Source organism: Hydrogenoanaerobacterium sp., from assembly GCF_032017025.1.
Taxonomy (GTDB): Bacteria; Bacillota; Clostridia; order Oscillospirales; family Ruminococcaceae; genus Hydrogenoanaerobacterium.
Map to the genome: position 1 here is coordinate 45121 of NZ_DALZQO010000010.1, position 20013 is coordinate 65133.

The following is a 20013-nucleotide window of genomic DNA, read 5'->3' on the forward strand; positions in this document are numbered from 1 at the left end:
TATTTGCAACAAAACAGGGCTCAGCCGAGCAGTTCAGATGTGCTATTCACGCCTCGTTGTGAGTAGCACATTTTTGCTCACGCTCCTTGTGGTTCGTGATTCCCTTGCCCGGACAGGATACCTGAAAAAAATCATCAATCATACAATGAATGAGTCGGGCGGTTTCTGTATCTGCCAGAGTGTAGTAAACCTCTTTTCCCTCTCGCCGGCTGGTAATAAGGCCGCTGAGCCTTAAAGATTTCAAATGATGAGACACTGCTGCAGTGCTCATTCCGATGGCTGCCGCAATGTTAATTCCACATTCCTCGCAGTGGCACAAGAGCCACAAAATCCGCAGCCGGGTACCATCACTCAGCTGCTGAAAAAAAGAAGCGGCTTCAGAAAAAGCTTTTTCCTCAGGAATCCGCTCCAAAATCGTTTCAATACTTTGCCCGTGGTCGTGTGGCAGTTTTCTTGAACCCACAGAGATCACACCTTCCAAATTAAATAATTACTTGATTATTTAATTATATGTCCGTACTTTCTAATAGTCAAATTTTTTTAAAGGAAGGGGAATGCAATGAAAACATTTTTCGCATTGCCTGTCAATCTAACTAATATGAGTATCCTGTTTAAGGCTCTTGGAGATGAAACACGCCTTGGTATCCTATGGATGCTCATGAATGAAGATCTGTGCGTGGGGGATTTAGCAGACCGCATGAGCATGTCAAAATCCTCCATTTCGCATCAGCTAAGAGTTTTACGTTCTGTTCAGCTTGTGAAGCGACGCAGGGCAGGGAAAAAGATATTTTATGCAATAAAGGATGAGAAGCAAAGAGCGTTTCTCATAAACATATATGGCTCTCAAATCGAAATTAACCAGATAGTATCATCTGGTGAGGGTTGTACCTCAGACTACTAAAAATTTGGTTTAGGCTTATTTAAAAGTGCGGTTATTATTGCCTACTCCTATTCCAATGGTGCTTTTTCAGAGACATAAAAACGGTTGGAGAAAGGTGACATAACTATAGTTAAATAAATAAAATTGTGGGCAAACCCGGCTAAAGCCGGGGACGCAAAGCTAAAGGGTCTAAGACGTTTCCGGACGCAAAGCCTGCTCTATCCAGTAGCGGGTAGGCTCTTGCTCACGTTCACGGCTTTTGACGGAATATATAGGCATCTGGATACTTACTTTCGCTTTACGTTGCCATGGTGAAAGGGGTTCCTTAATGCGTATACGCTGTTTCTTGCCTTTACAGAGGTGTAGATAAAGACGACACAATCCGTCTATGCCGACTTCTACATATACACTTTCATAATCCTCTACTAAGAAAGTCAGTATTTTGCCAAGGGCAAACTACTGACTTTTTTCTTTCGACAAGAAACTGTTCACAACGACGGAAATTTACAGGGTTTTACAATCCTTTCTTATATACGGTAACTCCAGCTCCATGCTGCCGCTCTCCTCCGCTTCTGACATTTTGATTTACCATCAAAATTCAGAAAACGGAGGACAAGCCATATGGCAGAAAGAAAAGAATATTACATCAAAATTCAGGGGCAGCTCGTCCCTGTCACCGAAGAAATCTATTTGACCTATTACCGTATGAAGCGCCGGGAACTGCATCTGGAGGAAAAGGACTCGGCACACGGCGTATTTTATTACAGTGCTCTGGATACGGAGGAAACCACTGGCGAGGATGCGATTCCAGACCTCACCTCTCCCCGCGTGGAGGAGGTTGCTGTGGACAAGCTGCTGGCAGAAAAGCTACATCAATGCCTCAAGCAGCTTACCAAAGAGGAACAGGAGCTTATTTTTATGCTGTTTTTTCAGAATAAAAGTGAGCATGAGGTATCCAAAAAAACAGGAATTGCCCAAAAAACCATTCACAATAGAAAGGCTCGTATCCTGACTCGTCTAAAAAAACTTATGGAAAAGTAAAAATAATTTGGCTCAACCCCCCCACGAAACCGGATTAGTAGTGAGGGGGTTTTCTTATTCCCCCAAATGCTCTTTGAAAATTGAATATCCGATGACTTGAATACGTTAGCTGACGGGCCCTGAAAGGGAAAAGCGACCCCGGAGGATGCGCCAAGACCACCTGTAGGCAGGCAGCAAGAAAAACGAAATCACTCATTTTTCTGTTCGCTCGTTTCTTTCTGCTCCTATCAAAGACGGCCAAATAAGGTGCTAAGCGGTACCCATCCGACCGGAAAACAGGCTGTGGCAGCCTGTCTCGCAATAATCCCGTCAGCCTATATTGATACTTCTGTCCAGTCACAGCCCCCCTGACCGGGGGATCACGCAATGAGGGCAGCCGGCAGAGATCCTGGCGGGGGTGGAATTCCCATGATGCGGTGAAGCCAGCCGCAGTTCAGGCCGTCGCCTTTGTTGTGCAAGGCATTGCTTTGCACAGTGCGCTTGGGGAGTAGTGTCGAATTAAGCGCCTTGATTACAGTAAAATGACTTAATGTCAGAAGCGATGGGGATCGCTCTGCCTTCACAGCGGAGCGGTCCCTATATTTGTGTCATTAAGAAAAAAGAGGATTTCACATCAAGGAGGTGCAAAGTTTTGGACACAATAAAGCAAGAGATCAGCCGCGGCGATATTTTCTACGCCGATTTAAACCCCGTTGTGGGCTGTGAGCAAGGAGGCATCCGCCCCGTACTTGTCCTGCAAAACAATATCGGAAACCGCCACAGCCCCACCACCATCGTCTGTGCCATCACCGGCAGGCCGAAAAAGCCCTTGCCCACTCATACAGCTATTACCGGTGCGGGCAAATTGTCCAGGGAGTCCTTTGCACTTCTGGAGCAGATACGCACCATTGACCGATTCCGGCTTCAGGGCTTTATCGGCAGGCTGGACGAGCAGGAGATGGAAGAAATCAACCAGGCACTTTCTATCAGCGTCGGACTGAGTCCGGCGATTTTTTTATTTGGGAGGGAAACGCCATGACAAACACCCAGGTAACCGATAACCTTATGTTCGTTGCCGCCCTGCAGCAGCTCGTGCAGCTTGCGGCCGCCAAGGGCATGACGGAGTCGGAAATCGAAAAGGTCAAAAAGGACTTGGAACGCAGGCTGCGGCCCACCATTATCGCCCCTTGCTGACCCCTGTCTTGTTTTCTGTTTGTTTTCAATGATTCAGTAGCTATGTGCAGGGAGGTGTGGTAGTGTATGTCGTTGAAAGGAGGGGAAAAAGATGTATAACCCTAATTTAGCATCGGCGGAACCGCCGAAAATCACTGTCATATCAGCAAGAAAGCCAGAAATCGCAAAGCTCCGCGTGGCGGCATACGCTCGTGTGAGCAGTGACTCCGATGACCAGCAGAACTCCTACATCGCACAGGTGGATTACTACACCAGGCACATCGCGAACCATGAAGGCTGGGAGTTGGCAGACATCTATGCCGACGAAGGCATTACCGGCCTTGTGGCAAGCAAGCGGGATGATTTCAACCGCATGATACAGGACTGCAGGGATGGGAAAATCGACCGCGTCCTCGTTAAATCTATATCCCGCTTTGCGAGGAACACAAAGGAGTATATCCAGTATGTGAGGGAGCTCCTCCGGCTTGGCATCTCCATCCGCTTTGAGAAGGAGAACATCGATACCGGCAAGATGACATCGGAGCAGATTGCCACCATCTACGGCGCCTTTTCACAAATGGAATCACAAAACCACTCGAACAATATGCGGATCAGCGTCCGCATTCGAATGGAAAAGGGCGACTACGTTTCACCGGCCACCCCCTACGGCTACAAGCTGGAGGAACGCACCTTGGTGGTCATCTCTGAGCAGGCCGAGGTGGTTCGGCGCATTTTTACCGCCTACCTGAGTGGTCAGGGAAAAAATGATATCGCAGACGAGTTGAACAGGATGGGCCTCCCCCGCACAAAGGGGCGAACAATCTGGCACCCAAGCACAGTGGCATATATCCTCACCAACATCTCCTACACCGGGGATATGGTCTGGCAAAAGAGCTTCGCCACCAACGACATCCCATTCCGGCAGGTGCGGAATAAAGGAGAAAAGCCCAAATATTTCGTGGAGAACTGCCATCAGCCGATTGTCTCCAAGGATGAATTCCAGCGGGTGCAGACGCTTCTGGAAACTCGCAGGGCACAGATAGCGGATACGGTTTCCTCCACACTGCTGACGAAAAAACTCCACTGCGGAAACTGCGGTACCCTGTTCCGAAGGAAAATCGTCAATGAAAAGGTCTACTGGATTTGCCGGAGGCATGACAGCCACAAAGACCTTTGCCCGATCTCTCAAGTACCGGAGGAACAGATTGTCGCAGGGGTTCTCCGAATGTACCACAAGATGAAAAGACACCGTGAGCAAATCCTGTCACCACTCTTAAATCAGCTCACCGATCTGAGGGAAAAGGAACTTCGCTCCAATCGCAAGATAAACGATATTGATAAAGAAATAGCGCAGTTAACCGAGCAGAATCTCGTTCTTGTTCGACTCAAGTCGAAGGGATACGTAGATTCTGCTCTTTATTTATCCCAAACCGGCGAAATCGACTTCAAGCTCCGGGAACTGCGCCGTCTGCGCCGCCGTATCATGGAAACCACCGGTGAGGACAGGCAGATTAAAGCCACGGAAGCGATGCTGGATTATCTGGAGTCCAGCCCCGAACACTTAGGGGAGCTCAACGAGGAACTGTTTGAAACGCTGGTGGAGAAGATCACCATCTCCTCGGAAACCGAGATGAACCTCACCCTTTACAACGGGCTGACACTGAAGGAAACCATGGAAAGGACGGTGCGGTAACATGGCATGGCAGAGAAAAATCCCCTTCGGCTATGTGATGAAAAACGGCGAAATCTTGTGCTGCCCCACGGAGTCGGCAGCCGTCAAAGAGATTTTCAGGCTTTACTCCGAGGGAATGGCCTACAGCAAGATTGCTGACGAGATGATGCTCCGGGGCATCCCCTATCACAAGCACACCAACCAGTGGAATAAGCACATGGTCAAGCGCATCCTCGAAAATGAACGCTACCTCGGAGAAAGGGAGTACCCGCCGATCATCGAATCGGAAACCTTTATGCATATCCAGCTTATCAGGGGAGATAAAAACACCTACACCCCCTGCCCGGACTACATCAAGCCCATCCGTGAAAAGGCGGTGTGCGGTGTGTGTGGCGGTAGGATGGTCCGGGATACAAGAGCATCAAGCAAGGTTCGCTGGTACTGTCAGACGGAAGGCTGTGCCAACCGCCGCTACATAGAGGACGAGGATACCCACACCGCCCTGACAGGACGGTTGAACGCACTGGCTCAGAACCCCGACCTCTTTGTCTGGCCCCTCCCACAGCAGGCTGGAGAGCTGACGCTGGAGGCGGCCCGCATCCAGAATGAGGTGGTCCGAGAACTGAACAAAGCGGAGCCGGGTGTAGAATACACCAAAATGCTGATACTGGCCTGCGCCGCCGAAAAATATAGCGGACTGCCCGATTATACCCCTTATCACCAAATGCAGATACTGAGGGAGAGAATCACAGACCGCCCGATGGACGATGAGCTCCGCAATGAAATCCTCAGAACCGCCATACAGGAAATCCGGTTTACAGGCGGCGGTCTGGAACTGCGGCTCATCAACGGAAAAACCCTTGAAGCGAATGGAAAGGAGATTGGAAAATGCCTGCGACAGCAACAAGGAAAATAACGGTTATCCCCGCCGATCCGATATACGCCCAAAAGGATATCCGCAAAAAAGCCCTGCGTGTGGCGCCTTACTGCCGTGTTTCCACCAACTCCGAGGAACAGCTCGACAGCTATCAGGCGCAGATTGAATACTACACGGAAAGAATCGCCGCCCAGCCCGAATGGACCATGGTGGATATGTTCGCGGACGAAGGCAAAAGTGCCACCTCCACCAAAAAGCGCAAGGATTTCCTGCGGATGATCAAAGCCTGTGAAAAAGGCAAGGTGGATCTTGTCATCACCAAATCAGTATCCCGATTCTGCCGGAATACGCTGGACGGTCTCGATTATGTCCGCAAGCTCAAGCGTATGGGCGTCGGGGTTTTCTTCGAAAAGGAGAATGTCAACACCCTCTACATGGACAACGAGATGATCCTCACCTTCATGATGAGCCAGGCGCAGGCCGAGAGCGAGTCCATGAGCGGCAATATCCGCTGGGGCCACCGAAAAAACTTTAAGGACGGCAAGGTCTACTACCACTATGCGGGGTTCCTCGGCTACCGCAAGGGTAAGGACGGTTTGCCGGAAATTGACCCGGAGGAAGCGGAAATCGTCCGCAGGGTTTTCTCCCGATATCTGGTCGGGCACAGCGTCGCCAAAATCATCGCTGACCTTGAGGCAGATGGCATCAAAACATTGAGAGGCAAGGAGAAATGGAATGACGGCGTCATCCGCGGCATGCTTAAAAACGAAAAATACATCGGGGACGCCCTGCTACAAAAGACCTTCATTGCTGACCTTTTCACCCGCCAGTCCAAGAAGAATAACGGAGAGCTTCCCCAATATTATGTCGAGAACTGCCATCCCGCCATCATCGACAAGCTGACCTTCCAGCGGGTGCAGGAGGAAATGGCCCGCCGTTCCAGCCTGAGAAAGGTCAGCGCAAACGCTAAAACCGAGCTTGCCAAATACAGCGGCAAGTATGTGCTGACCGAACTTTTATCCTGCGGGAACTGCGGAAGCCCCTACCGCCGTGTCACATGGACGAGGCCGGAGGGCAAGAAAATCGTCTGGCGGTGCATCAACCGGCTGGAAAACGGTAAAAAGTTCTGCAAGGATTCCCCTACGCTGGAAGAAGGCCGAATCCACGCCGCCGTGGTCTCCGCCATGAACGAAATGTTCAGCCTGAAAACCATGAAATCTCTGCTGCAGGACAGCATCCTGTCCGCCCTTTCAGGGAACAGCGGAGAAACAAGCATCGCAGCCATCGACAGCAGGCTGTCGGAGCTGCGGGCACGGCAATATGAGCTCCTCCAATTCGCCGCGTCTGTGGGCGCAGACTCCACCCAATACGATGAGGATTTGAACGAAGTCAGCATGGAGTTTTCCGCACTGGTCTCAAAACGCAGCGAGCTGGAAAAAAACCAGCAGGGCATCGCACAGGCAGACAAACGAGCCAAGCAGATCGCCGCGGAGCTGGACAAAGTAGACACAGGAATCACCTGCTTTGACGAACTGACGGTGCGGCAGCTCATCGGCGCCATCAAAGTGCTGGATGAAGATAAACTGCTTATCCGTTTCAAGGATGGAACGGAAATCGAGCAGATCATGTAACGGAGGGACCGACCATGATTTATATTACAGGAGACACCCATGGTAATTTCCGCAGATTTGAAAAGGAATACTTTCCTGCAGGGCAGAGCCTGTGCCGGGATGATTATATTATTGTCTGCGGCGATTTTGGGATATGGGATGAAACACCCCAATCGAACCGGGATCTGGACTGGCTGAACAATCAGCCGTTCACCACGCTGTTTATAGACGGCAACCACGAAAACTTTGACCTGCTGAACCGTTTTCCGACCATGAAATGGAAGGGCGGCGATGTCCATCAGGTGCGGGAGCATATCCTGCACTTGATGCGCGGGCAGGTCTTTGAGATCGGCGGGATGACCTTTTTTACAATGGGCGGCGCTGCCTCCCACGATATCAGCGCAGGCATACTGGAGCCGGACGATCCCGACTTCCTGTATCGCAAGCAGGTACTGGACAGACACAGAGCGCTGTACCGTATCAACCATATTTCATGGTGGAAAGAGGAACTGCCCTGCGATGAGGAATACGAAACGGCCCTGAAGAATCTGGAGAACGCCGGCTGGCATGTGGACTGCATCCTGACCCACTGCGCTCCCGACAGCATTGCGGCACAGGTATGCCATCCCTACAAGCCGGACCGTCTGACCGGTTTCTTGGAAACGGTCAAACGCCGGTGCAGCTTCGACTATTGGTTTTTCGGGCACCACCATGACAACCGCACCATTGAGGGACGATTCATTCTGCAATGGGAGCAGATGGTGGAAATACAATGAGGAAACATATGGAGGAAAAGAGTATGATGCCGAGAGAAGCGATTGCCAAGACTGAAAGCCTCTGGTACGAGGGGAAATCCCCACAGGAAATTGTGGAGTTTCAATTATATGAAGATCGGCTGTGCATGCCTCTGGAGCTTTATCAGGAAGCGGTGGAGAAAGTGCTGGGCCGACCCGTGTTCACCCATGAATACAAAGAGCCTGAAAAGCTGATAGCCGAATATGAGGCTGTCAAGGCTGCGGACGGCAGCCAATCAAAACAGGGCCATGAGATGGCCTGATAGGAGGAATCGTGATGTTTATGGACCACAAGCAGGTACAACGTATCAAGGAGCAATACCCGCAGGGAACCCGCATCCGTTTGATTGGAATGGATGACCCCTATGCCCCCATTCTGCCCGGTACGGAGGGAACGGTGATGTTGTGGATGACATTGGAACGCTTCACTGTACATTTGACAATGGGCGCACTCTCGGCGTCATTCCAGGCGAGGACAGCTTTTCCGTGATCTCGCGCCCGGAAAAAACCGAACTGCAGGAAAGTGAATCCGAGCAGTTCGGCATGAAGATGGAATGAGGGTAAAGTAAAATGGAAGAAAAAGATTTGCGGGCGGTCTATATAGACCGCCTGAACGCTATGCTTCCGACAGTGGAGTTTGCAAAGCTGGATCACTCCTGCAATTCGGACGATTTCGGCTACGCAAAAGAGATACTGAAGCGGATGCATGACCTTTGCATTGAGGTATACGGCACGGACTATTTCGACGACTACACCTATGAAATCGTTGATCTTCCCGCTGTCATTCGAGGCCGCAACACCGGCCATATCGGGTTGGGCATCGTGACCCTTGATCTGGAGTCCTCCGGCGAGCATTGGGGAACCTTCTTTTTGACGCCGAAGGGTGTCATTGAACAAGGCGGCGAACATATCACGGCCGCTGAGTCCAAGTACCTGTCAACCGTATATATTCCTTACGAATACTGGTACACCGTCCCTGTCGAGGGGGATATTCATGTGGATTTCGACAATGTCCCGTGGAGGGTGCAGGATCTTCTGAACCATTGCTCTCCGGAACAGCCGGAAATGGAAAAAGACGGCCAGCAGGCGGATGATCCCAATTCAAATCAGCAAAACGGGCCGACTATGAATTAGAGCCGTACTTTTCCACGATTAATTTCTTAACCTACAAGGAAACGAATGGAGGAACGATATGAAGCATATTACAACAGACGAACTCCGTACCATGACAGACCGTGAGGGGCTTGTTATCCAGGGCTGTGGCGGTGACCTCTCGGAATGGGTAAAGGGCATCAATGAACTGCTGACGCAGGAGGGCATCCTGCAAAACGGCGATACGTTCAAAGATGTTTCCGTCTTTGAGCATAACGGCTGTACCAATCTGCTGTTTTCAATGGAAAATATGGATCTGGACATAGGAAAGCTCGCCATGTGGCGGCTGCAGAGCTATGCAACCTTTGGCGGCACCTGGCTGAGTGATTATCTCCCCAACCGGCTGGGTGTCGATATGAACGGGCCGCCTGTTCAAAAGGAAAAACCCGATTGCGCCCTCATCGGGCAGGACGGCAATATTTTCAATCTGATGGGCATCGCCGCCCGAACATTGAAGGAAAACGGACTTGGGGATCAGGCAAAAGAAATGCGGGAGCGGATCACCGCCAGCGGCAGCTATGACAACGCGCTCTGCATCATCGGAGAATATGTCAACATCACCTCTGTCGAAGATGCCCAGGAGCAGGACTGCGGCTTTGAAATGGAGCAAAGCTACTGATACCCTCTTAAAATATCACCGGCAGAGCTGACTCTGCCGGGTACATAATAAAACAGGCTCACAATGAGCCGGAAAGGAGAAGCCCATGAAAGCACTGAAAAATGATAGTTCCCTCTATATGGAACAGATCGCATCTGCCATAACCGCTTGCTACGAAAGCTATGACAAGCCATCCAACCAATCTCTGATGGAGCTTTATACCCTGATCGGCCGATGCATCTGCCGCCAGGGAGAAAAAGCCTTTGTCGCTCACTTGGCCGAAACCCTCGCCATCCGGTTCCCATTGCTGAAAGGCTTCTCCCTTCGCAATCTCCGCAGGATGCGTGACTTTTACCGCACCTACGCAAACGACCCGGCTCTCATGGAAAAAGCGCAGTCTCTGAGCTGGACGCAAAACGCCGTTATACTGGAGTGCTGCGAAAGCGATGAGCAGCGCTCTTTTTATATCAGACTTGCGGCAGCACAGAATCTTTCCAAGCTGGCCCTCATGAAAGCCATTCAGGAAAATGCCTTTGATATTTTATATAATGAAGAAAGTCCTGCTGAAAACACTGAACCCGATATTGCCCCAGTAAGCGATATATCGTCCAATACGGGCGTAGACACTACAGCAACCGTTGAAACGGCGTGTGCGCCGTTTGTGCCAGCGTGTGAACCGCTCCGCCAAGGAGTTGATATGCCCAGCAGAACGGGCAGCTTATCTACTGCGGTCTCCCCATGGAGAGAGGGCAACCGGCAGGCCAAACGCAAAGCAGATGACGATCCGCCTCCGCTCAGTTTCATCAATCACCATCCACCTGATCCTTCACCTCGTGTATTGTGGTTTGACAAGCTGAAACCACCGCAAAACTTTCCGTCCGGTATGCGACCTCGAATGGAAAATCTCCGGGAGCTTTTTATATGCGCAATAAAACAAAACGCCCCCGCCAAATTGACGAGGGCAGTTTTGTGCCAGAACAACTTGTGTCTTTGCACATTATTATAATCCGCAGAGCCAGGATCGAGGCTCACCGAATACAAAGCGCCTCTCTGCATTCGACACCACAAGCATATATAATTTGAAAAAGGTCAATAGATTACCCTACGGCATAATAATTGAATAAATGCTGATAATTTTGGATAAGGCCGTGAGTTGCTTATATTCGACTTTCCTGATATAATATTAAAAGTCCTTATTGGGGTCTACAGTTTATACTCAGAGGTAAAACTGCTGCTTGATTTTTTAACGGATCGTCATTTTTGCGGGGGTTCGAAAAAATCTTTTTTCCACGGTTTTCACAAAGAACAGACAAATTTCGGCGAGAAATTTGTCTGTTCTTTTTTCTTCTATTCAATTACAATGATATCAGATACCTGCTTAATCTATAGTAAATGGGCTTATCATGAGGATATTTTATAAATCCCCACTTCAGACAGCTTAGCAAAAATAGTCGAGATGATTTTTTCTAATTTTTCTATAATTATGTTGGAGGTGAAAGATGTGCAGGAACAAATCGAAGCCGTTCAGCGTATGCAGGATTATATTGCAGCCCATTTCAGTGAAAATATAACACTTGCCGACCTTTCACGGGCATCGTTGTTTTCTCCTTGGTATTCCTATCGCTTATTCACGCAACATGTTGGATTGACGCCATCTGATTACATTCGTAAGCTCCGCTTATCAAAATCGGCATTACAATTACGGGATCACTTATGCAAAATTATTGATGTCGCCTTTGAGATGGGATTTTGCAGCGTAGATGGATATCAACGGGCGTTCTTTCGTGAGTTTGGTTGTAATCCTCGTGAATATGCGTTAAAGCCCGTTCCGCTATATCTTTTCACTCCATACGGCGTTAAGTTCAGAAAATATGAAAGGAGATCTGTTATGAGCAACTTGAAAAGCATATTCATTCAAATTATCGAAAAGCCGGCACGGAAAGTCTTGATGAAAAGAGGCGTAACAGCAGCAGACTATTTTACCTATTGCGAAGAGGTTGGCTGTGATGTATGGGGACTGCTGCAGAGCATCAAATCAATCAGTGGTGAGCCCGTCTGCCTCTGGCTGCCGTCTGCATACAGAACACCGGGTACGTCGGAGTATGTGCAGGGCGTTGAATTAGCGCTCGACTACGATGGCGTAATACCGGAAGGCTTTGATGTGATTGAACTGCCTGCCGCCAAATATCTCATGTTCCAAGGTGAGCCGTTTGCAGAGGAGGATTACTGCCAGGCAATTGAGGAAGTTTGGGCTTCCATCAAAAAATATGACCCATCCGTCATAGGGTATTCTTGGGATAAGACAAATCCTCGCATACAGCTTGAGCCAATTGGATCGAGAGGGTATATCGAATTGCTTGCAATTCAATAGCGCATAGGGATGAGTATCATCTTGCAGATTCCAATTTGTCGGTCAAGCTACAAGCTACCATCATTCTAAAAAAACTTTTTTCCACCATTATTACAAAAAACCGTGTAAACTGCTAAAAATGGCATGTTTGCACGGTTTTTACATTTTTGTTTTTCGTTGTAATTAAATAAATAGCGGAGCACTAAAGCCCCGCTACCCAATCCTCAACCGCATCCATAAAATGCACTTTGCTAAGCTCAAGTGTATTGCACAGATGTACGAGCTTATTGACACACTCGCAGTCGATTGATATATCCCCGATATAATACCCCTCTGTTGCAACCCCATAGCTTGTATAGCTACCGTTGTCCTTGTCTTCACAAATTTTTTTTACTACCCAATACACCAGCTTACACCTCACTCAATTTAAAACATTACTCTATCATCATACTCAAATAAAGTGCTAATGTAAATTCATAGGAAATTAGAACTTTTTACGGTATTTTTGTATGTAATACCTACAGGTCAAGTATAAAAATGCACACCTTCTTCCTACCCAACGTTATGTCGTACGAAATGTGGTTTTAATTTACAGAAATCAAACAACTTTGCAATCAACCCTGTAAATATATAGAAAAAAATGATATAATAAAACACATATTCTGCCCAAAGGCTGAATACCGCATTGCATCGGTATTTGCCGTTTTTCAAATATGTTTTATCACGTCGGAAACGGTCTTTGCGCGCTCCTGCACGCAAACTTGTGCTATGCACAAGTATAAAACTACGTTTTAAGACCAATTTATGCTATAATGTATAAGAAAGGGCGAACGGTAAAGGGTGTTATGTTCGCCAGCATGCCGTTTAAACAGGCTTGTTTAAGCGGTTTTTATTTCGTTAATGAAGCGGACCTAGCAATGTCACGCAAAGAAATGAGGATTTTTAATGGATTCAACGCAAAACAAATTGGGAACTCAGCCGGTTGGTAAGCTATTGCTCAGCCTTGCTGTACCAGCCATTACCGCACAGGTCATCAATGCTCTTTACAACATTGTTGACCGAATGTACATTGGCAGAATGCCGCAAGGCGGGTCACTTGCACTCGCAGCGCTCGGCATCGCTTTCCCGCTTATTATGATTATATCCGCATTCGCGGCACTGGTGGGTATGGGCGGCTCCCCGCGCGCGGCAATCAAAATGGGAGAGGGCAACTACAAAGATGCGGAGAAAATTCTCAGCAACTCATTTGTAGTGCTGGTTGCTATATCGGCGGTACTTACTGTATTCTTTTTCTTTGCCAAAGAACCGATGCTTATCGCCTTTGGTGCAACAGAGAACACACTGCCCTATGCGAACGATTACTTTTCCATCTACCTAATCGGCACCCTGTTTGTGCAGATTTCGTTGGGGCTCAACCAGTTTATCTCGGCACAGGGCTTTGCAAAAACCAGCATGATGACTGTACTGATTGGTGCAATAACCAACATTGTACTGGACCCAATTTTCATTTTTGGCTTTGATATGGGCGTCAAAGGTGCCGCGCTTGCCACCATTCTCTCTCAGTTTATTTCGGCGGCGTGGGTACTGAAATTTTTGTTCAGCAAAGAAAGTGTTCTTAAAATTCGTCCTTGCTATTTTAAACTGGAAAAACATATCATTCTCCCCGTACTCGCACTGGGTGTATCGCCGTTTATTATGCAGTCTACCGAAAGCCTAGTACAGGTTACGCTTAACTCGGGGCTGAAAGCGTACGGCGGCGCTCAGGTAGACCAGCTTGTAGGCGCTATGTCAATTATTATGAGTACCATGCAGTTTATTTTAATGCCTATGATAGGGCTGACACAGGGCGCACAGCCAATTATCAGCTACAACTACGGCGCAGGCAAGCTCGACCGTGTTAAGAAAACGTTTCGGCTGCTGCTGATCAGCTCGCTTTCGTTTTCGTTTGTGCTGTGGGCTGTTGCAATGCTCGCTCCGCAGGTATTTGTATATCTCTTCTCAAGTGACCCTGCTCTGCTGGAACTCGGCGTTTATGGTATGCGCATCTTTATGGCGGGTACCCTGCTGATGGGTGCCCAGTACGCCCGCCAACAAACTCTGGTCGCTTTGGGGCAGGCGAAAATTTCGACGTTTCTGGCGCTTTTGCGTAAAGTCATCCTGCTCATCCCCCTTGCTATCATTCTTCCACGTTTCTTTGGCTGGCAGGGCATTTTTGTTGCCGAGCCGGTTGCCGATATTATTGCGGTTCTTACCACCGTTACCGTATTCACCATCTATACCCGCAAGCTTTTCGGCAGCAAAGAGAATAGCACCTATAACTAAAATAAATTACTGCGCACAGTTTTCTTTTCCCCTGCTTTTCGGTGGCTTTAAGCTGCCCACTAAAACAGAATGGATGTGTTACTATGACTGAGACCGGCACACAAAAACGCTCAATTATAATGATGGTAATCTGTGCCTCATTGTGGAGCATTGCAGGCATTTTCATTAAGCTTTTGCCGTGGAACCCACTGGTAATAGCGGGCTTTCGCAGCCTAATTGCAGCATGCGTGGTATTTGCATTTATGCTCTATTCCAAAATACGAATTGTGTTTAACCGTGATTCGCTGCTTTCGGGCGTGTTTATGTCGCTCACTTTTCTGGCGTTTGTAACAGCAAACAAGCTCACCACGTCGGCAAATGCCATTGTGCTGCAATTTACCGCACCGGTTTTCATCCTAATACTTTCAGCACTGGTGTATAAGCAGCGCTTTCGCAAAGCTGACATTATCGTTGTACTTGTCACATTATTCGGTATTGCACTTTTTTTCTTTGACCAATTCTCTCCCGGTAATCTGCTCGGAAACTGCATTGCCATTTGTGCGGGGCTGTTCATGGCGGTAATGTTCCTTACTACCGGCCATGCCGATGAAAACTCGCGCATGAGCGGTATTCTGCTCGGCCATTTGTTTACCGCCCTAGTGGGTGTACCTATGGCATTTATTTTCCCCACACCAGTGTCAACCGGCGCAGTGCTTAGCATTCTTGCGCTTGGCATTGTACAGCTTGGCATTCCCTATGTGTTATATGGGCTGGCAGTAAAAGGCTGCCCGCCGCTGGCATGCTCGCTGCTTGGCGCAATTGAGCCACTTCTCAACCCCATATGGGTGTTCCTGTTTGACGGTGAGGCACCCGGTTTTTATGCGCTGATCGGCGGTGTTATCGTCATTGCAGCTATCACCAGTTGGTGCATTTGGCGCGACCGGCAGCCGCAAATCCAATAGTTTTTGAAAAGTCACCCGCTAAAAACGGGTGGCTTTTTTATTGTGCATAAGAACGTATAAATCCGTACATATTTTCTTGTAACAGCCTAAACAAAAAATAAGGTTGCAACTGCACAAGTAAAGCGTTATACTAATTCTACGCAATTTCAATTGCTAAACAGGGTTGACGCGTAAGCCACCTGTGTGGCCGATTTGATTGCGATTTAGCTACTGTATGGAAGAAAGGCGGCATTTTCACCATGAACGTATTGGTCATCGGGTGCGGCAAGGTTGGTTCAAAGCTCGCTACCGTATTGGATAAATTAGGACATGATGTCTGCATTGTGGACCGTGACGAAGAGCATTTTGAACTGCTCGACCATGAATTTTCGGGCTACACCGTCACAGGAATCCCCATCGATCAGGATGTTTTGCGCAATGCCGGAATTGAAGGCAGTGACGCGGTAATTGCAGTTACACAGGACGATAACGTTAACATTATGGTATCACAGCTTGCGAGAGAAGTGTTTCACATCGATACGGTACTTACCCGTATTTACGACCCGCAGCGTGAGAATGTGTTTTCACACTTCAACCTAAAAACCGTATGCCCTACCAACCTCACCGTTGATGCGGTGTGTGCTGCGCTGGAGGGGGCAGTCGACTTAACGCAGATGACGTTTGGCACCTCCACAATCTCTTACTATGCGCTGCCCGTGCCGGAAAACCTTGTGGGAAAGACGGTTCACGACGTCATCCCTGAACCGGGCAGAATTCTGTTTGGTATACAGCAGCCGGATGATAAGCTGATGTTGGCGGACAACAATCAGCAAAAGCTGGCAGCCGGCGATAAGCTGATTTTTGCAAAGCTGGTTGATTAGGAGGAGAATACAGCATGACAGTGATTGTAGTAGGTGGGGGCAAGGTAGGTTTTTACCTGGCCAGAACGCTGATGGAACACGGGCATAGACCCCGTATTATAGAAGAGAGCAAAGAAACCTGTGCGCGCATAGCCAACGAGCTGGATATCCCCATTATCTGCGGCGACGGCAGCACTATTGAAGCGCTGGAAAACGCAGGCATCGAAGAGGCGGAGGCGCTTATCAGCGTTACCGGCAAAGATGAAAACAATTTGATCGCCTGTCAGCTCGCTAAAAAAAGATTCCATGTCAAGCGCACGGTTGCGAGGGTAAACAACCCTAAAAACATGTCGGTTATGAAGCAGCTGGGTGTGGATATCCCGATCAGCAGCACCGATAACATTGCGCGCCTACTGGAGCGCGAGGTTGACACCTCTGCCATCAAACAGATTATGTCTCTCAACCGCGGTGAAACCTCCATCAGTGAACTGGAGATTCCGCAAAACTACAAACGCGATGGTATCCGTTTAAGTGAGCTGCGTATGCCGCAGGAGAGTATCATTGTCTCCATCACACGTGACGGTGCCATGATTATTCCGCGTGGTAATGCCCAAATTTTCAGCGGAGATAAGGTACTTGTCGTTTGCCAGAATAAGATGATTCACGATCTCAGCCGTATGCTGGGTTTGGAATAAGCTCAATACTTTTTTGAAAGCAGAGAATTTACGGATATTTTACTGCAAAATACGGAGCTTTTTGTTTTGCGTAAATCTCTAATTATTGTATAAAAAAACTCTATGCCATCAAATTGGCATAGAGTTTTTTATTTTTTGCACCTTTTTCTCGGTTTTCTCATAAACTATGGTGATGCAGCACTTACAGCTTTACGATAACCGGTACAATGCCTGCTTTTGTAATATCGATGATGGCATAGGTCGCGCTGCCCCCCATACCCGAGCAGCTGCCGGGATTTACCACATGCATCCCGTCAATATACTCGCTGTGGCTGATGTGGGTATGTCCGTACAGTACAATATCTGCACCACGCCCCTGCGCTGCAAACAGCAGCTCGCTCAAGCTGTATTTCACATTGTAAATGTGGCCATGGGTAAAAAAGATACGTTTGCTGTCCGCCTTTATCATATTAAAGGTAGGGGCCAACGAATAAAAATCGCAATTACCGCACACATGGTCGTAACTTTTTTGAGGATACAAAGCCATCACATCCTCAAAATCACGTTCACCGTCCCCAAGGTGCAAGAACAGGTCTGCTTCTTCATGCTTTTCGACAATCTTTCGCACATTTGCTAAATTTTTATGTGAATCGGACATTACAACAATCCTCAACAAACTTCCTCCTACTGTAATTTGGTATTAAACAAAATTCCCTGCATTATAAATCGGTCTTAAAAACCCATTTCTGCTTTTGAGTTTTGGCAACAAGAAGCTCAAAACAATTTGTACTGCGCTCTCGCTCCATCTATTAATTTATCATAAAGAAATATGAAATGGAATACAATTTTATTAATAAATTGACAATTTAAAGGAGTTTTTATTATGAAAAACAATTCCGGTATGCCCAACATTTCAAATGCGCAGATCGATCTAATGCTGAACATGGTAAGCCAAAAGATGGGGGTTACCCCCGACCAACTAAAGGCTCAATTGCAAGGTGGCGACCTGCCGCAGGGGCTGAACGCCGGTAATGTAAAGCAGGTGCTTAACGACCCACAAAAGCTTGAGTCACTGCTTAATTCTGACAAAATCAAGCAAGTTATGCAAGATTTAATGAACAATAAGTAATATTCCGGTTGCTTGTTTTTACCTGAGGTTGCAAAATAAGTGAGAAACTGGCGGGGTTACCCCGCGGGGAGGAGGGCACAATATGGCTGATCTATCGGAGATGCTCTCGCAATTGCTGTCATCCGACGAGGGTAAGCAGCAGATAAGTCAGATGCTGTCTATGCTCAGCCAGAGCAGTAACTCCTCCGGCGGGCAGGCAAACAACAGTAATAATAACGGCAATAACGGCAATAACGGTGGCATGCCCGACCTCAGTGCACTACTTTCGTCGCTGGGGGGCGGGGGCAACCAAAATAACAACAATGGCAACAGCGGCGGTATGCCTGACCTCAGCGCACTGCTTTCGTCGCTGGGGGGCGGGGGCGGCCAAAATAATAACAACAATGGCAACAGCGGCGGCATGCCCGACCTCAGTGCACTGCTCTCATCTCTGATGGGTGGGGGCAATAACAATAGCAATAATAATAACAACAACAATAACAACGGTGGAATGCCAGACTTCGGCTCACTGCTCTCATCACTGGGGGGTGGGGGCAACAACAATAACAGTGGTAACTTCGGGCTGCCCAACCTCGATATCGGTAAACTGCTAAAGGTACAAAAGCTGCTTTCCCAGCGCAAAGATGACAGCAGTACAGCTCTGCTACGTGCTTTAAAGCCTCACCTTAGTGAGGAAAACCGCAAAAAGGTAGACGAGGCGGTCCGTATTATGGAGCTGCTCGATTTGCTTCCGCTTATTAAAGAATCGGGCCTTCTCGGCTCATTGTTAGGCGGTGATGGTGGATGACCTGGAGCAGCGGAAACAATGAATACTCGCAAAAAGATATCATGCGTATGCAGCAAGAAGCGGTAGAACGCGTAAAAGAGATGCAAGAGCGTTCCCGCAAGGCGGTAGAAAACAATGCTTACCCCACCTACCCCGATTTTGTAAAGCGCCCTGAGCGCCCTGAGCACCGTGAGTATGCTGAATACCCTGAACGTTCTGAGCACTCCGAGCAATATCACCCTGCCCCGCACGATAAGCCTATCATTCAGATTCCGCAAAGCAAAAACAACAGCGGCGGAATACTGGGCGGATTGTTTGGCGGGAATAGCCCGCTTAGTTCTATCGGCTCGATTCTTGGCGGCGATGGCAACGGCCCCATTTCGCGTGTAATGGACGCGTTGGGCATCGACAATGACAAAATTATTATTCTGGTTCTACTGTTCATCCTAATTAACAATCAGGCGGATAAGAAACTGATTTTAGCTCTTTGTTACATACTATTATAAAAATCGCAGCCACTTTCGGCTGCGATTTTTATATGTGCTACAATAACATACCTGTAATCACAGGGGTGATAAAAGCGGTTACCAACTGTACAAAGCCCTCACCTGCCACTACCGAAATAACCACAGCCAGCACGCTTGGGCTGCCTGCAAGCCCAAGCCGCTGATGAAGCCTTTGGTTAAGCGTGGCGGGTCTATCTTTGCAGTTTTCGTTGTTCAATTCTTTTTTTACTCTGCCCCAGTAAATACGGTCGCCTAAAAATCCGCATGCCAGACGAAGAAGCAACCCTACCGCAAACGACAAAAACGTAAACATGCCGATAGATATCGTGCCGTTTGCAAGCGGAGCAACAAGAACAGCCGCAATGCCAATCCCAATGAATGTAGCCGCCAAAATAGTTCCCACTGCCCAGCCATACAGCCTGCGGTAAGCAAACCAGTTGCCCGAAAATAAAAACGCACACCAATTGAAGGTGATCTGCTTTTGTTCGATCGCCTTAAATTTTTCAGTGTATACCTCACCCTTTTTACCGACATAGCTTACGATATCCGCTGTGAGGTACCCATCGACCCGCGTTTCGTTTATTACAACAAACCCCTCTGCACCCTGAGTAAAGTCGTAGCCGCAGTTGCCGCAAAAGTTACTTTCATGCTCCGCCACCGCATTGCAGCGCGGACAAGTTCTCTCTCCCATCATAAGTTTTCTCCCGTCT

24 protein-coding genes, 1 pseudogene and 1 riboswitch are annotated in these 20013 nt (G+C 48.3%); of the genes and pseudogenes, 21 read left to right on the forward strand and 4 right to left on the reverse strand.

Going from position 1 to position 20013, the window contains the following annotated elements:
• Positions 1–46: 46 nt before the first annotated feature.
• Positions 47–463: a metalloregulator ArsR/SmtB family transcription factor gene (locus RTV33_RS07780; protein WP_312643171.1), complete on the reverse strand. Its 417-nt coding sequence runs from the start codon at positions 461–463 to the stop codon at positions 47–49.
• A gap of 96 nt (positions 464–559) precedes the next feature.
• Here RTV33_RS07780 and RTV33_RS07785 point away from each other — a divergent pair, with 96 nt between their 5' ends.
• From RTV33_RS07785 to RTV33_RS07850, 14 genes and pseudogenes are all read left to right on the forward strand, one after another.
• Positions 560–901 carry a metalloregulator ArsR/SmtB family transcription factor gene (locus RTV33_RS07785; protein WP_312643173.1) on the forward strand — a complete coding sequence of 114 codons (342 nt, stop codon included), beginning with the start codon at positions 560–562 and terminating at the stop codon, positions 899–901.
• A 118-nt stretch (positions 902–1019) separates the two neighbouring features.
• Positions 1020–1108: riboswitch (cyclic di-GMP riboswitch) on the forward strand.
• A gap of 393 nt (positions 1109–1501) precedes the next feature.
• Complete coding sequence (locus RTV33_RS07790; RefSeq protein ID WP_312643175.1) at positions 1502–1921, forward strand: sigma-70 family RNA polymerase sigma factor; 420 nt, start codon at positions 1502–1504, stop codon at positions 1919–1921.
• 631 nt (positions 1922–2552) lie between these two features.
• Complete coding sequence (locus tag RTV33_RS07795) at positions 2553–2939, forward strand: type II toxin-antitoxin system PemK/MazF family toxin (protein WP_312643177.1); 387 nt, start codon at positions 2553–2555, stop codon at positions 2937–2939.
• Positions 2936–3094 carry a hypothetical protein gene (locus RTV33_RS07800; protein ID WP_180951079.1) on the forward strand — a complete coding sequence of 53 codons (159 nt, stop codon included), beginning with the start codon at positions 2936–2938 and terminating at the stop codon, positions 3092–3094. The genes RTV33_RS07795 and RTV33_RS07800 overlap by 4 nt, the downstream gene beginning before the upstream one ends.
• Positions 3095–3185: 91 nt before the next feature.
• Complete coding sequence (locus RTV33_RS07805) at positions 3186–4766, forward strand: recombinase family protein (RefSeq protein ID WP_312643180.1); 1581 nt, start codon at positions 3186–3188, stop codon at positions 4764–4766.
• 1 nt (position 4767) lies between these two features.
• Positions 4768–5661 carry a recombinase family protein gene (locus tag RTV33_RS07810; protein WP_312643182.1) on the forward strand — a complete coding sequence of 298 codons (894 nt, stop codon included), beginning with the start codon at positions 4768–4770 and terminating at the stop codon, positions 5659–5661.
• A complete protein-coding gene (locus RTV33_RS07815; protein ID WP_312643184.1) occupies positions 5634–7253 on the forward strand; it encodes a recombinase family protein in 1620 nt (539 codons plus the stop codon). The genes RTV33_RS07810 and RTV33_RS07815 overlap by 28 nt, the downstream gene beginning before the upstream one ends.
• Positions 7254–7267: 14 nt before the next feature.
• The gene (locus RTV33_RS07820) at positions 7268–8008 is read left to right on the forward strand and encodes a metallophosphoesterase (RefSeq protein ID WP_312643186.1); all 741 of its coding nucleotides are present in this window, start codon (positions 7268–7270) and stop codon (positions 8006–8008) included.
• Entirely contained in the window at positions 8005–8289 is a 285-nt protein-coding gene (locus RTV33_RS07825; protein ID WP_312643188.1) for a hypothetical protein, read from the forward strand. The genes RTV33_RS07820 and RTV33_RS07825 overlap by 4 nt, the downstream gene beginning before the upstream one ends.
• Before the next feature lie 20 nt (positions 8290–8309).
• Positions 8310–8584 (forward strand): annotated as a pseudogene (locus RTV33_RS07830) (DUF4314 domain-containing protein).
• 27 nt (positions 8585–8611) lie between these two features.
• Positions 8612–9160: a hypothetical protein gene (locus RTV33_RS07835; protein ID WP_312643190.1), complete on the forward strand. Its 549-nt coding sequence runs from the start codon at positions 8612–8614 to the stop codon at positions 9158–9160.
• A 58-nt stretch (positions 9161–9218) separates the two neighbouring features.
• On the forward strand, positions 9219–9797 hold the full coding sequence (locus RTV33_RS07840; protein ID WP_312643191.1) for a hypothetical protein: 579 nt from the start codon (positions 9219–9221) through the stop codon (positions 9795–9797).
• Between the two features lie 85 nt (positions 9798–9882).
• Positions 9883–10782: a DUF1016 N-terminal domain-containing protein gene (locus tag RTV33_RS07845; RefSeq protein WP_312643193.1), complete on the forward strand. Its 900-nt coding sequence runs from the start codon at positions 9883–9885 to the stop codon at positions 10780–10782.
• Positions 10783–11277: 495 nt separating this feature from the next.
• Entirely contained in the window at positions 11278–12147 is an 870-nt protein-coding gene (locus tag RTV33_RS07850; protein ID WP_312643195.1) for an AraC family transcriptional regulator, read from the forward strand.
• Positions 12148–12328: 181 nt separating this feature from the next.
• On the opposite strand, the gene RTV33_RS07855 is transcribed toward RTV33_RS07850, so the two are convergent.
• Complete coding sequence (locus RTV33_RS07855) at positions 12329–12532, reverse strand: DUF6514 family protein (protein WP_312643197.1); 204 nt, start codon at positions 12530–12532, stop codon at positions 12329–12331.
• 539 nt (positions 12533–13071) lie between these two features.
• Here RTV33_RS07855 and RTV33_RS07860 point away from each other — a divergent pair.
• From RTV33_RS07860 to RTV33_RS07875, 4 genes are all read left to right on the forward strand, one after another.
• Positions 13072–14448, forward strand: a complete 1377-nt coding sequence (locus RTV33_RS07860; RefSeq protein WP_312643199.1) for an MATE family efflux transporter — start codon at positions 13072–13074, stop codon at positions 14446–14448.
• Positions 14449–14531: 83 nt separating this feature from the next.
• Complete coding sequence (locus RTV33_RS07865; RefSeq protein ID WP_312643201.1) at positions 14532–15389, forward strand: EamA family transporter; 858 nt, start codon at positions 14532–14534, stop codon at positions 15387–15389.
• Positions 15390–15628: 239 nt separating this feature from the next.
• Positions 15629–16249, forward strand: a complete 621-nt coding sequence (locus RTV33_RS07870; protein WP_312643203.1) for a TrkA family potassium uptake protein — start codon at positions 15629–15631, stop codon at positions 16247–16249.
• Between the two features lie 14 nt (positions 16250–16263).
• Positions 16264–16923: an NAD-binding protein gene (locus RTV33_RS07875; RefSeq protein WP_312643205.1), complete on the forward strand. Its 660-nt coding sequence runs from the start codon at positions 16264–16266 to the stop codon at positions 16921–16923.
• 181 nt (positions 16924–17104) lie between these two features.
• Here the strand turns inward: RTV33_RS07875 and RTV33_RS07880 are convergent, their stop codons facing one another.
• A complete protein-coding gene (locus RTV33_RS07880) occupies positions 17105–17575 on the reverse strand; it encodes a metallophosphoesterase (RefSeq protein WP_312643207.1) in 471 nt (156 codons plus the stop codon).
• 210 nt (positions 17576–17785) lie between these two features.
• Here RTV33_RS07880 and RTV33_RS07885 point away from each other — a divergent pair, with 210 nt between their 5' ends.
• From RTV33_RS07885 to RTV33_RS07895, 3 genes are all read left to right on the forward strand, one after another.
• On the forward strand, positions 17786–18031 hold the full coding sequence (locus RTV33_RS07885) for a hypothetical protein (RefSeq protein ID WP_312643209.1): 246 nt from the start codon (positions 17786–17788) through the stop codon (positions 18029–18031).
• Positions 18032–18113: 82 nt separating this feature from the next.
• Positions 18114–18818, forward strand: a complete 705-nt coding sequence (locus tag RTV33_RS07890; protein ID WP_312643210.1) for a hypothetical protein — start codon at positions 18114–18116, stop codon at positions 18816–18818.
• Positions 18815–19303, forward strand: coding sequence for a hypothetical protein (locus tag RTV33_RS07895; RefSeq protein WP_312643212.1), 489 nt, complete (start codon positions 18815–18817; stop codon positions 19301–19303). Before RTV33_RS07890 ends, RTV33_RS07895 begins: the two co-directional genes overlap by 4 nt.
• A gap of 37 nt (positions 19304–19340) precedes the next feature.
• On the opposite strand, the gene RTV33_RS07900 is transcribed toward RTV33_RS07895, so the two are convergent.
• Entirely contained in the window at positions 19341–19997 is a 657-nt protein-coding gene (locus RTV33_RS07900; protein ID WP_312643214.1) for a DUF2628 domain-containing protein, read from the reverse strand.
• Between the last annotated feature and the right edge of the window lie 16 nt (positions 19998–20013).

Bases quoted from the DNA above. Each gene is read 5' to 3' on its own strand.
- RTV33_RS07890 (WP_312643210.1), top strand. From the start codon at position 18,114: ATGGCTGATCTATCGGAGATGCTCTCGCAATTGCTGTCATCCGACGAG.
- RTV33_RS07870 (WP_312643203.1), top strand. From the start codon at position 15,629: ATGAACGTATTGGTCATCGGGTGCGGCAAGGTTGGTTCAAAGCTCGCT.
- RTV33_RS07790 (WP_312643175.1), top strand. From the start codon at position 1,502: ATGGCAGAAAGAAAAGAATATTACATCAAAATTCAGGGGCAGCTCGTC.
- RTV33_RS07900 (WP_312643214.1), bottom strand. From the start codon at position 19,997: ATGATGGGAGAGAGAACTTGTCCGCGCTGCAATGCGGTGGCGGAGCAT.
- RTV33_RS07865 (WP_312643201.1), top strand. From the start codon at position 14,532: ATGACTGAGACCGGCACACAAAAACGCTCAATTATAATGATGGTAATC.
- RTV33_RS07800 (WP_180951079.1), top strand. From the start codon at position 2,936: ATGACAAACACCCAGGTAACCGATAACCTTATGTTCGTTGCCGCCCTG.
- RTV33_RS07860 (WP_312643199.1), top strand. From the start codon at position 13,072: ATGGATTCAACGCAAAACAAATTGGGAACTCAGCCGGTTGGTAAGCTA.
- RTV33_RS07895 (WP_312643212.1), top strand. From the start codon at position 18,815: ATGACCTGGAGCAGCGGAAACAATGAATACTCGCAAAAAGATATCATG.
- RTV33_RS07845 (WP_312643193.1), top strand. From the start codon at position 9,883: ATGAAAGCACTGAAAAATGATAGTTCCCTCTATATGGAACAGATCGCA.
- RTV33_RS07810 (WP_312643182.1), top strand. From the start codon at position 4,768: ATGGCATGGCAGAGAAAAATCCCCTTCGGCTATGTGATGAAAAACGGC.
- RTV33_RS07875 (WP_312643205.1), top strand. From the start codon at position 16,264: ATGACAGTGATTGTAGTAGGTGGGGGCAAGGTAGGTTTTTACCTGGCC.
- RTV33_RS07825 (WP_312643188.1), top strand. From the start codon at position 8,005: ATGAGGAAACATATGGAGGAAAAGAGTATGATGCCGAGAGAAGCGATT.
- RTV33_RS07820 (WP_312643186.1), top strand. From the start codon at position 7,268: ATGATTTATATTACAGGAGACACCCATGGTAATTTCCGCAGATTTGAA.
- RTV33_RS07785 (WP_312643173.1), top strand. From the start codon at position 560: ATGAAAACATTTTTCGCATTGCCTGTCAATCTAACTAATATGAGTATC.
- RTV33_RS07885 (WP_312643209.1), top strand. From the start codon at position 17,786: ATGAAAAACAATTCCGGTATGCCCAACATTTCAAATGCGCAGATCGAT.
- RTV33_RS07815 (WP_312643184.1), top strand. From the start codon at position 5,634: ATGCCTGCGACAGCAACAAGGAAAATAACGGTTATCCCCGCCGATCCG.
- RTV33_RS07840 (WP_312643191.1), top strand. From the start codon at position 9,219: ATGAAGCATATTACAACAGACGAACTCCGTACCATGACAGACCGTGAG.
- RTV33_RS07805 (WP_312643180.1), top strand. From the start codon at position 3,186: ATGTATAACCCTAATTTAGCATCGGCGGAACCGCCGAAAATCACTGTC.